The organism is Vibrio gigantis, from assembly GCF_024347515.1.
GTDB classification, from domain to species: domain Bacteria; phylum Pseudomonadota; class Gammaproteobacteria; order Enterobacterales; family Vibrionaceae; genus Vibrio; species Vibrio gigantis.
This window is the reverse complement of record NZ_AP025492.1, coordinates 293,048-305,972: the sequence shown is the minus strand read 5'-3', so window position 1 is coordinate 305,972 and position 12,925 is coordinate 293,048. Positions and strand designations below refer to the sequence as shown.

The 12,925-nt window shown below is 45.2% G+C and carries 11 protein-coding genes; 2 read left to right on the top strand and 9 right to left on the bottom strand.

Going from position 1 to position 12,925, the window contains the following annotated elements:
- Positions 1-14: 14 nt before the first annotated feature.
- Positions 15-1,100 (bottom strand): alanine racemase, encoded by a 1,086-nt coding sequence (gene alr / locus OCV56_RS01475; protein ID WP_190960488.1) that lies wholly within the window; start codon positions 1,098-1,100, stop codon positions 15-17.
- Between the two features lie 6 nt (positions 1,101-1,106).
- Entirely contained in the window at positions 1,107-2,498 is a 1,392-nt protein-coding gene (locus tag OCV56_RS01470) for a replicative DNA helicase (RefSeq protein WP_016767560.1), read from the bottom strand.
- A gap of 176 nt (positions 2,499-2,674) precedes the next feature.
- Between OCV56_RS01470 and OCV56_RS01465 the strand changes: the two genes are divergently transcribed.
- Positions 2,675-3,550: a DUF481 domain-containing protein gene (locus OCV56_RS01465; RefSeq protein WP_086715084.1), complete on the top strand. Its 876-nt coding sequence runs from the start codon at positions 2,675-2,677 to the stop codon at positions 3,548-3,550.
- A gap of 181 nt (positions 3,551-3,731) precedes the next feature.
- Here the strand turns inward: OCV56_RS01465 and rplI are convergent, their stop codons facing one another.
- The 5 genes from rplI to rnr form a co-directional block, all read right to left on the bottom strand.
- Positions 3,732-4,184 (bottom strand): 50S ribosomal protein L9, encoded by a 453-nt coding sequence (gene rplI, locus OCV56_RS01460; RefSeq protein WP_010434182.1) that lies wholly within the window; start codon positions 4,182-4,184, stop codon positions 3,732-3,734.
- Between the two features lie 38 nt (positions 4,185-4,222).
- The gene (rpsR, locus tag OCV56_RS01455; RefSeq protein WP_000090472.1) at positions 4,223-4,450 is read right to left on the bottom strand and encodes a 30S ribosomal protein S18; all 228 of its coding nucleotides are present in this window, start codon (positions 4,448-4,450) and stop codon (positions 4,223-4,225) included.
- 112 nt (positions 4,451-4,562) lie between these two features.
- Positions 4,563-4,952 carry a 30S ribosomal protein S6 gene (rpsF, locus tag OCV56_RS01450; RefSeq protein WP_004741278.1) on the bottom strand — a complete coding sequence of 130 codons (390 nt, stop codon included), beginning with the start codon at positions 4,950-4,952 and terminating at the stop codon, positions 4,563-4,565.
- 269 nt (positions 4,953-5,221) lie between these two features.
- Positions 5,222-5,962, bottom strand: coding sequence for a 23S rRNA (guanosine(2251)-2'-O)-methyltransferase RlmB (gene rlmB / locus OCV56_RS01445; RefSeq protein ID WP_017063180.1), 741 nt, complete (start codon positions 5,960-5,962; stop codon positions 5,222-5,224).
- Positions 5,963-6,134: 172 nt separating this feature from the next.
- Positions 6,135-8,636, bottom strand: coding sequence for a ribonuclease R (rnr, locus tag OCV56_RS01440; protein WP_086715086.1), 2,502 nt, complete (start codon positions 8,634-8,636; stop codon positions 6,135-6,137).
- A gap of 247 nt (positions 8,637-8,883) precedes the next feature.
- On the opposite strand from rnr, the gene OCV56_RS01435 reads away from it, so the two are divergent.
- On the top strand, positions 8,884-10,293 hold the full coding sequence (locus OCV56_RS01435) for an amidohydrolase (RefSeq protein WP_086715088.1): 1,410 nt from the start codon (positions 8,884-8,886) through the stop codon (positions 10,291-10,293).
- A gap of 155 nt (positions 10,294-10,448) precedes the next feature.
- On the opposite strand, the gene motX is transcribed toward OCV56_RS01435, so the two are convergent.
- Both motX and OCV56_RS01425 read right to left on the bottom strand, forming a co-directional pair.
- Positions 10,449-11,084: a flagellar protein MotX gene (gene motX / locus OCV56_RS01430; RefSeq protein WP_086715090.1), complete on the bottom strand. Its 636-nt coding sequence runs from the start codon at positions 11,082-11,084 to the stop codon at positions 10,449-10,451.
- A 449-nt stretch (positions 11,085-11,533) separates the two neighbouring features.
- Positions 11,534-12,850, bottom strand: coding sequence for an adenylosuccinate synthase (locus tag OCV56_RS01425; RefSeq protein ID WP_010434108.1), 1,317 nt, complete (start codon positions 12,848-12,850; stop codon positions 11,534-11,536).
- Between the last annotated feature and the right edge of the window lie 75 nt (positions 12,851-12,925).

The following is a 12,925-nucleotide window of genomic DNA, read 5'->3' as shown; positions in this document are numbered from 1 at the left end:
TACTGAATCCATAGCTACTTCACATACTCCATCGCGACACGCGAAGTCAGCTTAGTAACGAGCTCGTAAGCGATCGTGCCGATATGTTCAGCCACTTCTTCCGAAGGTAAGTCTTTACCCCATAACGTAGCTTCATCACCGACTTTATCTACAGCATCAGGGCCGAGATCGACCGTTAACATGTCCATCGAGACACGGCCTGCAATCGGTGCTTTTCTACCGTTTACAAACACAGGTGTTCCGTTAGGTGCTGTGCGTGGATAGCCATCACCGTAACCTATCGCGATAACACCAACCTTGGTATCACGCTCACTGGTCCAGTTCCCGCCATAACCAACGCTTTCACCGGCTTTAACATCACGAACAGCAATCAGGTGTGACGTTAGGGTCATCACCGGCTTAAAACCTAGCTCTTTTGCTGATTTATCAGCAAAAGGTGAAACGCCGTAAGAGATGATTCCCGGACGAACCCAATCAAGGTGGCTGTCCGGCCAAGCGAGTAAACCAGCAGAGGCAGCAAGTGAGCGCTCCCCTTCACAACCATCAGTAAGAGACAAAAACAGTTCAGTCTGTTCTACCGTAGTTGTTCTATCCAGCTCATCAGCACAACCGAAGTGGCTCATGTAACGTAGAGGTTTGGCGACATTCGCACATTGATGCAAGCGCTCGACGAAATCCTGATATTGCTCAGGGCGAACACCCAAGCGGTGCATACCACTATCGACTTTTAACCATACCACGACCGGTGTTTCTAAATCTGCATTCTCTAGCGCGCTTAATTGCTCTTCACAATGCACCACAGTTTGAATGTTATTGGTCACCAAGATTGGCAAATCGCCCGAAGAGTAAAAACCTTCCAGCAACAAAATAGGTTTAACAATACCACCAGCACGAAGCTGTAACGCTTCTTCAATACGCGCCACACCAAAAGCATCTGAGCTTTTAGAGTGCTTAGCAATATGCAGTAGGCCGTGTCCGTAGCCATTTGCTTTTACGACAGACATAACCTTGCACTGAGGAGCCTTTGACTTTATCTGGTTCAAGTTATGTTCAAGCGCATTTAGATCAATGCTCGCCGTCGCCGCTTTCATGTAAGTCATTAACGATTACTCATCATCAAATGCAGGACCTGCATAGTTATCAAATCGGGAGTGTTGCCCTTGGAACGTAAGACGAACAGAACCGATAGGACCGTTACGTTGCTTACCAAGAATGATCTCAGCAATACCTTTCAAAGAACTATCAGGGTTATAAACCTCATCACGATAAATAAACATGATTAAGTCGGCATCTTGCTCAATCGAACCTGATTCACGCAGATCCGAGTTCACAGGGCGTTTATCGGCACGTTGCTCTAGGGAACGGTTAAGCTGAGAAAGTGCCACAACCGGAACGTTGAGCTCTTTAGCTAGCGCTTTCAATGAGCGAGAAATCTCTGCGATTTCAAGAGTACGGTTATCAGATAACGAAGGTACACGCATTAATTGAAGATAATCTATCATGATCATAGATATGCCATCGTGTTCACGAGCAATACGTCGAGCACGAGAACGCACTTCTGTTGGAGTCAGACCCGAGCTATCATCGATATACATATTCTTCTTATCCATAAGAATACCCATACTCGACGAGATACGAGCCCAATCTTCATCATCTAACTGACCAGTACGAATCTTGGTTTGGTCTACGCGAGAAAGTGACGCAAGCATACGCATCATCAACTGTTCGGCTGGCATCTCTAACGAGAAGATTAACACTGGCTTATCTTGCTTCATGGCTGCGTTTTCACACAAGTTCATCGCAAACGTGGTTTTACCCATCGATGGACGAGCAGCAACAATAATTAAGTCAGAGCCTTGTAGACCTGCCGTCTTCTTGTTGAGGTCATTAAAACCAGTATCGACACCTGTCACACCATCTTGCGGCGTTTTGTACAGGATCTCGATACGTTCTAGTGTCTTCTCTAGAATGCTATCAACGTTTTGTGGACCTTCGTTTTCACTTGCGCGGCCTTCAGCAATCGCGAAGACTTTACTTTCAGCCAGATCAACAAGTTCTTCCGATGTACGACCTTGAGGGTCATAACCAGAATCCGCAATCTCATTCGCAACCCCAATCAGACTACGAACGAGTGCACGTTGCGCCACGATATCCGCATACGCATTGATGTTTGCGGCACTTGGTGTGTTTTTCGCTAGGTCAGCAAGGTAAGCAAAGCCACCCACTTCTTCTAGTTGCTCACGCAGCTCTAAATGTTCAGAGAGTGTAATAAGATCCAGAGGAGAACTTTCTTCAAGGATATCCTTTACCGCTTCAAAGATCAGACGGTGAGGACGGCTATAAAAGTCTTTGGCCACAACCTTTTCGGCAACTGTATCCCAGCGTTCGTTATCCAATAACAAACCGCCAATAACAGATTGCTCAGCTTCTAATGAATGTGGCGGGACCTTGATGGCATCCACCTGATCGTTGGCTGATTTCTGACTTTTGGTATCCACTATGACTACACTCAATAACTAATAATGATCGTTCATTATACCCAAGAACATCCGTTTGTAATCCGATCCTATGAGTTTGTTTTATTCTTCAGGAAGAATTTACCTATTGCTGACGGAATTAACCAAGGGTAGCATTACGATCCTGCCATTCACTCACTGTATAACTAGAGGTATGCGTGTCCAAATTATTGGCTCTGAGCACTGGTCTTCTAAGCACTGGTCTCCTGAGCACTCCGTTGGCTTTAGCTGATGATACTAAAGCCGATGTTGATGCAATCCTTGACTCTATAGTAGTGCCAGAGCCTACAGCTGAGCCGATCGTCGTTGCATCGACACCTGAAGAAAAAGATATGGACATCGCACCGAGTGATACAGAACTACCGAACCCACTAAAAACGGAAGTCGAATTTGGATATCAGTCGCATACTGGCAACTCCAATTCACGAGCGCTAAACGCACGCCTTAACGGCGAGTACACGGCAGGTCGTCATAGAACGAGTGGGGAATGGAAGTACTACAACCTCTACAAAGATGGCGAAGAAGATAAAAGGCAGTCGACTTACTCGGCTCAGAGTGACTATAAGTTAAGCCCTAAAACCTATCTCTACGGCAGCTTTAAAGGTGTCGATTCTCGATACAGCGCCTACTTTAAGGATTACACTGTTTCTAGTGGTCTGGGTTACCAGTTTTCAAATACAGAAGAGTTTGTGTTAGAAGTCGAAGTGGGGCCAGGTTTTCGCTACCAAGAGCCAAACCTTGATGAGATAGACGACGATGACATCATCTTTCCGGAGATTGTTGAAGAAGCGATTTTTCGTGGCAACGTGAATACGTCTTGGCAGGTATTGAAGAATTTGCAGCTCAAAGCCGATGTTACATTGGTGTCTGGTCACAGTAACCTAAAGTTTGATACCGAACTCGAAGCCATCAACGATATTACTGACAATATCGCGCTGAAAATCGCTCACTCTAGACAGTACCACGATAAAGTGCCTGAAGGATTAAGCAAAGAAGACTCTGTTCTATCTATCAACTTGCTATTCCAGTTCTAATCTTAAGACTAATTCTAACCTTGAGAGCGGGCTGTTCAGCAATAACAGCTTATGGATCATAGTAAGCTTTTTACCTACTGCAGCCTTTCCTTATACTTTCCTATATTCCAGACATAAAAAAACACCAGCCGAAGCTGGTGTTTAAAACTTTCAAAAGAAAGAATTCGTCTTGGTACTGAAATTACTCAGCTGCAACGATAGCGATTTTCGCAGTAGCAAAAACTTCAGAGTGAAGTTGGATGCTTACTTCGAATTCGCCGATGTTACGTAGAGCGCCTTCAGGTAGGCGTACTTCGCTCTTAGCTACTGCAACACCTGCCGCTGTAATAGCGTCAGCGATGTCACGAGTACCGATAGAACCGAATAGTTTACCTTCGTCACCAGCTTTAGAAGCGATTGTAACGCCTTCTAGAGTGTTAACGCTCTCTGCACGAGCTTCAGCAGCAGCTAGTTGCTCAGCAACTTTAGCTTCTAGTTCAGCACGACGAGTTTCGAACATAGCAACGTTGTCTTTAGTTGCCATAACTGCTTTACCCTGTGGGATAAGGAAGTTACGAGCGTAACCAGATTTAACGTTTACTTGGTCGCCAAGGCCACCTAGGTTACCGATCTTATCAAGTAGAATAACTTGCATTATCTTAGTCCTCTTAAACTATTATTAACTATTACCGATTACTGATGCTTGTCAGTGTACGGTAGTAGAGCTAGGTAACGAGAACGCTTGATAGCGCGAGCTAGTTGACGCTGGTACTTAGCGCTTGTACCAGTGATACGGCTAGGTACGATTTTACCAGCTTCAGTGATGTAGTTTTTAAGAGTTGCTACGTCTTTGTAGTCAATCTCTTGTACGCCTTCTGCAGTGAAACGGCAGAATTTACGACGACGGAAGAAACGAGCCATGGGCTATCTCCTGATCTTAAATTTAGTAAAGCGGTCTTTCACAATTATCGAAATAACTATCAATGACCTAAAACAAGTTGAGAATTTTTTAAGGCATTAAGCCAAAAAAGAATTACTCAGCAGCTGCTTCTGGTTTAGCTTCTGTACGCTCTTCGCGACGAGGAGCACGCTCTGCACGCTCTTCTTTTTGCTTAAGCATAATAGATTGCTCAGTCACAGCGCCTTTAGTGCGCATGATCATGTTACGTAGAACTGCATCGTTGAAACGGAAAGCAGTTTCTAGCTCGTCAATCACTTCTTGACCAGCTTCAACGTTCATAAGAACGTAGTGAGCTTTGTGAAGCTTGTTGATTGGGTAAGCCATTTGACGACGACCCCAGTCTTCTAGACGGTGGATAGTACCGCCAGCTTCAGTGATAGAACCAGTGTAACGCTCGATCATGCCAGCAACTTGCTCGCTTTGATCAGGGTGAACCATGAATACGATTTCGTAATGACGCATTTGGTTGCTCCTTACGGATTATTAGCTTCCACGAGTGGCCCGGTCGTCCAGAGGAAGCAAGGAACTAAAGATAAATGACCGAGTTTTAAGGACGGCAAATATTATAGAAAGAGCTCGGTATTAGCAAGTGATATTTGGCGAATAATGAAACAGTTTCTCTTTCGCCATCTAGCCATCCAGTAATCGCATTTTCCACCCTATTTGAGCCTATAAAACAAACGCCCATCACCTAAGTAATGAGCGTTTAATATTTAAACTTTTTCAATCGATTACTGAGCTAAACGCTGGCGTACTGCTTCAAACAGACAGATACCTGATGCTACCGAAACGTTTAGGCTCGACACACTGCCTGCCATTGGAATCTTAATTAGGTCGTCACAGGTTTCACGCGTTAAACGACGCATACCGTCACCCTCCGCCCCCATCACAACCGCAAGCGGGCCCGTTAGCTTCGCTTGGTAGATATCATGCGTTGCTTCACCTGCCGTACCCACGAACCATACCCCCTGCTCTTGCAGTGCACGCATTGTACGAGCGAGGTTGGTTACGCGAACTAAAGGAACGGTTTCAGCCGCACCACACGCTACTTTGCTTACCGTTGCCGTTAGCGGCGAAGAGCGGTCTTTAGGAACGATAACTGCCGCAACACCCGCGGCATCCGCGTTACGTAGACAAGCACCTAGATTGTGAGGGTCTGTTACGCCGTCTAGAACCAACAGCAAAGGCTGTTCGTGCTGAGCTAGGATGTCGTCTAGGTGAGTTTCATTAAGCTGCTTAGCAGGTTTCACCTTAGCAATAAGGCCTTGGTGATTCGCACCTTGTGCTTTTTCATCAAGCGGCTTACGACCCATCTGTTGAATCGACACACCAAACTGCTGCAGTTGGTTCAGTAATGGGAGAAGACGCTCATCTTGGCGGCCTTTCAGTACATACGCTTCGATAAAACGTGCTGGATCTTTTTCTAATACGGCTTTCACCGCGTGAATACCGTAAATAAATTCGTTACTCATTATCTCAAATTACTCTTATTGCTCAGAGAAGAATATCATCAAATCCGATGCATCCCTCTCTGTGTTGTTCATTTCGAGAATATGCGTTTCACGCCAGATACTCTCGCATTAAAGTCGTTTCGTATTAAATTAGCTCGGCGCTAAACCTGATTAGCAGAGCGCCTTATTAGCCTTAAGATTTATCAGTCTTTGGTTTACGGCTTGCAGCACGCTTTTTCTTAGCGCGAGCTTTAGCAGCACCAGTTTTATTGGCTGGCTTTTTCTTCTTAGCAGAGCTTTCACTGCTTCCATCTGGTCGCTTAGTTGGCTCAACCATAGGCTTAGCTGAAACACCAGGCTTATTGCTCTTCACTGCTGAGCGCTTCTTGCTTTTTGCCTTTTTCATCGCTTCTGCTGCACGCTTCTTGGCTGTTTTGCCTTTACCGCGCGGCTGACGATCGGTGTCTTCTAAGTCAAAATCGATTTGGCGAGTTTCTAGGTTAACCGCAGAAACCTTCACTTTAACCGAATCACCCAAGCGGTATATATTACCTGAGCTTTCACCCACTAGGCGCTGACCAACAGCATCAAATTGGTAGTAATCATTCGCTAACGCTGAGATATGTACCAAGCCATCAATGTGCAGTTCAGTTAAACGCACAAAGAAGCCGAAGCCAGTCACGTTAGCGATCACGCCATCCATCACTTCACCGACATGGTCTTGCATGTATTCGCACTTCAACCAGTCGTTTACTTCACGTGTTGCATCATCAGCACGGCGCTCAGTCATAGAACACTGCTCGCCATAGAAGTCCATATCATCGAAAGTGTAGTGGTAACCGCCGGTTGGTGTCCAACGTTCGCTGTTACGGCCACCTTCTTTCGCAATAAGGTACTTAAGCGCACGGTGCAATAGCAGATCAGGGTAACGACGAATCGGCGAGGTAAAGTGAGCATAGCGTTTAAGCGCTAAGCCAAAGTGACCCGCATTATCCGCGTTGTATACTGCTTGCTTCATTGAACGCAACAGCATGGTTTGAATTAACTCACGATCTTCACGCTCGTTAATCTGTTGCATCAGTTGTGCATAATCTACCGGAGATGGCGACAGGCCACCTTCCAGTGTTAAACCTAATTCACTTAAGAAGCTCTTGAAGCCCATTAAGCGCTCTTCTCCCGGAGTTTCGTGAACACGATACAGGGCAGGCTCTTTTGCTTTTTCTACGTAAGATGCCGATGCGATATTCGCTAAAATCATACATTCTTCGATGATCTTGTGTGCGTCGTTACGTACTACCGGTTCAATACGGTCGATCTTACGATCTGCATTGAAGATAAATTTAGTTTCAACGGTTTCAAATTCAATCGCACCACGCTCATCGCGCGTTTTCTTAAGCACCTTGTACATTTTGTGCAGCTCTTCAAGATGCGGAACTTCTGGCTCGTAGCGCTCACGAAGTTCTTCATTACCATCTAGAATCGCGCCTACTTTGTTATACGTAAGACGAGCATGAGAATTCATTACCGCTTCGTAGTGTTTGTAACCCGACAGCTTACCTTTGTCTGAGATTGTCATCTCACACACCATACATAAACGGTCTACTTGAGGGTTCAACGAACATAAGCCGTTAGAAAGTACTTCTGGCAGCATTGGCACAACTTGTGACGGGAAGTATACCGAGTTACCACGGTTAATCGCCTCTTTGTCTAGCGCTGTATCTGGGCGAACATAGTAACTTACGTCAGCAATCGCTACCCATAGGCGCCAGCCTCCGCCTTTCTTCGCTTCACAGTAAACGGCATCATCGAAGTCACGAGCATCTTCACCGTCAATGGTAACCAATGGCAATTTACGCAGGTCAACACGTCCTTCTTTTGCTTCTTCAGGAACATGTTCACCTAGGTTTTCGATTTGCTTATCTACTGCTTCAGGCCACTCTTGTGGGATCTGGTGAGTGCGGATCGCGATCTGCGTTTCCATACCCGGAGCCATGTTCTCACCAAGCACTTCCGTCACTTTACCCATCATGTTACGAGAACGACCACCGCGATCAGTAATTTCAATCACAACCACATTACCCATTCGAGCACCGCCTTTATGCTCTGTGGGGATCTGGATGTCATGACTAATACGCGAATCATCAGCAACGACGTAAGAATGGCCGTACTCTAAGAAGAAGCGACCAACAAGTGGCGTTTTACGCTCTTCAAGCACACGAACCAAGCGGCCTTCACGACGGCCACGCTTACTATTGTCAGTAGGCTGAACCAATACGTAATCACCGTGCATGATGGTTTTCATCTGATGATGTGGCAGCACGATATCATTATCTTTACCAACACTGCCGTCTGGGCGAACCCAACCATGACCGTCTTTATGACCAATCACATAGCCTTTAATCAGTTCCATCTTCTCAGGCAATGCGTAACACTGACGACGGGTAAAGATAAGCTGTCCATCACGCTCCATTGCACGTAAACGACGACGCAGCCCTTCATATTGTTCCTCTCCAGCAAGACCCAAAGCTTCGAATAGATCGTTGCGGTTCATCGGAATATTCGCGTCTGTTAGAAACGAAATAATGAACTCTCGGCTTGGCACTGGGTTATCGTAATTTTTCGACTCTCGGTCGGCGAAAGGATCAACATTAGTCGTTGCGGTCGTGTTTTCTGACATTGGTGTGTTTTTTGACATAGGCGGGCCTGCTTAAGCAAGGAAGGTATATACCCCTAGTATATCTGATGCTAGAGGTAAGCTACAGATATGCTTTGGAAAACACTCAAATAACCTCAGATTGATACATATCTTCACTTTATGAAACATCACTTCATAGACGTGGACTATCATCAAAATTTCAAGCAAACGATAAAACAAACGTTTGCGCTATGAATGAAATACACTATTATCCACGCACTTTACCAACTCCTGTTCTGAGTATGATATGAAACTAAAACGCACCCTATTGGCTTCAGCAATGGCAAGCCTAGCTCTATTCCCATTTGCGAGTTCAGCAATGGAAAAAGCTGACCTGATGATTACCGATGCGATGGTTCTGACCATGAACCAAGACAAAACGGTTTATGAGAGCGGTACTGTTGTCGTCAAAGACAACAAAATCATTGCGGTTGGTGATGCTTCACTAGAGAAGCAGTATCAAGCTAAGCAAGTATTAGATGTTGATGGCGATATCGTTATGCCAGGTCTGATCAATACTCATACTCACGTATCAATGACGGTTTTCCGTTCGCTGGCCGATGATGTGCCAGATCGACTACACCGCTACATCTTCCCACTAGAGAAGAAGTTGGTATCACGCGATATGGTACGCATTGGTGCCAACCTAGGTAACGTTGAAATGGTCAAAGGCGGTGTGACAACTTACGCCGACATGTACTACTTCGAAGATGAAGTCGCAAAAACCGTCGATAAGATCGGTATGCGTGCCATCCTAGGTGAGACTGTTATTAAGTTCCCGGTTGCTGATGCAGCTAACGCTGAAGAAGGCATTAAGTACGCATTGAACTTCATTGAGGAATACAAAGATCACCCGCGAATCACACCAGCGTTTGCACCGCACGCTCCTTACACCAATACCACAGAGATCCTGCAAAAGATCTCGAAACTCTCTCTAGAGTTAGATGTACCTGTAATGATTCACCTTGCCGAATCACACCGTGAAGAAGAGAAAATCGCTGAGCGTTCAGAAGGACTTTCTCCGGTTCAATACATGGACAGCATCGGTGCACTCAACAAAAACTTGGTGGGCGCACACATGATTTTGATCGATGACGAAGACATTAAACTGGTGAAAGAGTCTGACATGGGTGTCGCACACAACATGAGTGCGAACATCAAGTCAGCAAAAGGTGTATCGCCTGCATTGAAGATGTATGACGAGAACGTGCGTATTGGTTTAGGTACTGATGGCCCAATGTCGGGTAACACTCTAAGCACGATTGATGAGTTCAACCAAGTGGCTAAAGTTCACAAGCTAGTAAACAAAGATCGTGCAGCGATGCCGCCGATCAAAGTGATCGACATGGCGACAATGGGTGCAGCAAAAGCGCTACACATGGAAGATAAGATCGGTTCTCTTGAAGCAGGTAAGCTAGCGGACATCATAGTGATCGACACTAAGGCTCCGAACATGGTACCTGTATACAACCCATATTCAGCGTTAGTATATTCAGCGAACTCAGGTAACGTTCGTCACACCATCGTTGATGGCAAGATCATCATGCAAGATCGCGACATGCTAACGGTAGACGAAGATAAGATCCGCCAAGAAGCGCTCGATTTTACCAAAATCGTTCGTAAGACGGTGATTGAATCTGGTGAAGTTGTTCAATAACGTCATCGAATGAGATAAACGGTTTTCCGTTCAGATCAAAAAAAGACCTCATAGGTATTTACCTATGAGGTCTTTTTATATCGATATCTTTCTATATCAAGACAGATGATTAACGAGTGCAGGAGTTAATCATCAACCTTCAATAGCCTTCTCAATTACCAGAACACGTCTCGACGTTTTGCTCGAGCAATAATATTGTCTGGCATTCTTTGTTCTAAGCCACTTCTAAGCACTGTAATACGCTTGTGCTGTCTTTGGTCTGCTGTTACCGAGTTATATAACCAACGGTAAGCATCTTCATAATCCAGCGGACTACCATAGTCGCGCAACAGCAGTTCAGCTAAGTGAATACTCGCACTTAAGTTGCCCATAGACGCCGCTTCACGTAGATACGGAATCGCGCGCTCTTTGTCTTGTTGCACCAAGGTGCCACGAGAATAATAACGCCCTAACTGCTCAAGCGCCGCTGGTAAACCTTGATGTGCTGCGTTTTCCATATAGTAAAGACCAAGCTCTACATCTTGTGGAACACACACACCCCAAGCCAACATATCGCCGTATAAAAACTCATAAGAAGGCAAGCTGATACGCGTTGCACGAGCAACGATATCTTCAACTAACTGGCACTTATCAGCTTTCACTCGCTCTAGATGTTGGTTTTTTTCGATTAAATTAATCAGTTCAGCTTCTGTATATATTGGAACGGGCTCTCCCACATCAGCCAAATTTGCATGACTCAAGGGTGAGCTCAGCGCCATTATCAATGAAGCTGCCACAATTCGTAGCTTCATACCTGCACTCTATTATCGGTTTTAAAAACGCATCGAGCCGTTTAGATAACCCAAACTCAATTACATTTCACTCACTATGATATCTGTATCGGCAACTCAGCGTATCGCTTTAGACAAAACTTGCCGCTAATGGGCAATATTTTGCCAGATGGCGTTCAAAAGATCATCACAGAAAGCTATATACCAATCGTAGTAACTCACTGCTCACTCTAGCTTGTTAAAATACTCGATAACTTCGTTAGAATTTTTGATTGTAGAGTAACTACTTATCGAAAAATTCTGCCTTGTTCTCAAGCATTTTTCCGGCGCTATTTTTGATCACTTACTTACTGTGATTGGTATCGCCCCTCAAATTACAGGTATTAAAAAGCCGACTTAATAAAGTCGGCTTTTAGAAACGATTTAATTATCAAAGCACTTTATGTGCTGTGGTAATCACTCAGCGGGCATTACGCACCGTATGGGTGAACCTTGATGATAGTTTCGTTACGATCTGGGCCAGTTGATACGATATCAATTGGAACGCCAGTTAGGTCTTCAATACGCTTGATGTAATCTAGAGCAGCTTGTGGAAGCGCGTCGATAGATTTAGCACCGAATGTGTTTTCAGACCAACCAGGCATTGTTTCGTAGATTGGCGTCGCTTCTTCGAATGACTCAGCAGCCATTGGAGAAACTTCTAGGATAGAACCATCTTTCATCTTGTAACCAGTACAGATTTTCAGTTCTTCTAGGCCATCTAGAACGTCTAGTTTAGTTAGACACATACCAGATAGAGAGTTGATTTGGATTGCACGACGCATAGCAACAGCATCGAACCAACCAGTACGACGTAGACGACCAGTTGTTGCGCCAAACTCGTGACCAACATCGCCTAGGTGCTTACCGACTGGGTCTTGCTTCTCAAGGCCATCGTATAGCTCAGTTGGGAATGGACCTGAACCAACACGAGTACAGTAAGCCTTAGTAATACCAAGGATGTAACCGATGTGACGAGGACCGAAACCAGAACCTGCAGCAACACCACCAGCAGTCGTGTTAGAAGACGTTACGTATGGGTAAGTACCGTGGTCGATATCTAGTAGCGTACCTTGAGCACCTTCGAACATGATCTTGTCGCCGCGCTTACGTGCTGCGTCTAGTTCGTCAGTTACGTCGATAACCATCGCAGTTAACATGTCTGCGTAGCTCATCGCTTGCTCAAGAACTTCTTCGTAGCTTACTGTTTCAGCTTTGTAGAAGTGCTCTAGTTGGAAGTTGTGGAATTCCATAACTTCTTTTAGCTTCTCAGCAAATGCTTCTTTATCGAAAAGGTCACCAACGCGTAGACCGCGACGAGCAACTTTATCTTCGTAAGCTGGACCGATACCACGACCCGTTGTACCGATAGCTTTAGCGCCACGAGCGATTTCACGCGCGTTGTCGATTGCAATGTGGTACGGAAGAATTAGAGGACAAGCTTCAGAGATGAAAAGACGCTCACGTACTGGGATACCGCGATCTTCAAGAGGCTTCATTTCTTTTAGAAGTGCGTCAGGCGATAATACTACACCATTACCAATAACACATTTAACGTTATTGCGTAGGATACCTGATGGAATTAAGTGAAGAACGGTTTTTTCACCGTCAATTACAAGTGTGTGACCTGCATTGTGACCGCCTTGGTAGCGAACCACGTATTTTGCATCTTCAGTTAAAAGGTCAACGATTTTACCTTTACCTTCATCACCCCATTGGGTGCCTAGAACGACTACGTTATTTCCCATCTTTCCAATTTCTGTTGCTAATTAAAAATGGATTCTAGCACTGAATCACACTTCTTGCAGTCACTTTTTGTTCAT

Excerpts from the sequence above, each read along its gene's own strand:
- OCV56_RS01425 (WP_010434108.1), bottom strand. The coding sequence starts at position 12,850 with ATGGGAAATAACGTAGTCGTTCTAGGCACCCAATGGGGTGATGAAGGT.
- rpsF (WP_004741278.1), bottom strand. The coding sequence starts at position 4,952 with ATGCGTCATTACGAAATCGTATTCATGGTTCACCCTGATCAAAGCGAG.
- rplI (WP_010434182.1), bottom strand. The coding sequence starts at position 4,184 with ATGCAAGTTATTCTACTTGATAAGATCGGTAACCTAGGTGGCCTTGGC.
- rnr (WP_086715086.1), bottom strand. The coding sequence starts at position 8,636 with ATGTCAAAAAACACACCAATGTCAGAAAACACGACCGCAACGACTAAT.
- motX (WP_086715090.1), bottom strand. The coding sequence starts at position 11,084 with ATGAAGCTACGAATTGTGGCAGCTTCATTGATAATGGCGCTGAGCTCA.
- OCV56_RS01435 (WP_086715088.1), top strand. The coding sequence starts at position 8,884 with ATGAAACTAAAACGCACCCTATTGGCTTCAGCAATGGCAAGCCTAGCT.
- rlmB (WP_017063180.1), bottom strand. The coding sequence starts at position 5,962 with ATGAGTAACGAATTTATTTACGGTATTCACGCGGTGAAAGCCGTATTA.
- alr (WP_190960488.1), bottom strand. The coding sequence starts at position 1,100 with ATGACTTACATGAAAGCGGCGACGGCGAGCATTGATCTAAATGCGCTT.
- rpsR (WP_000090472.1), bottom strand. The coding sequence starts at position 4,450 with ATGGCTCGTTTCTTCCGTCGTCGTAAATTCTGCCGTTTCACTGCAGAA.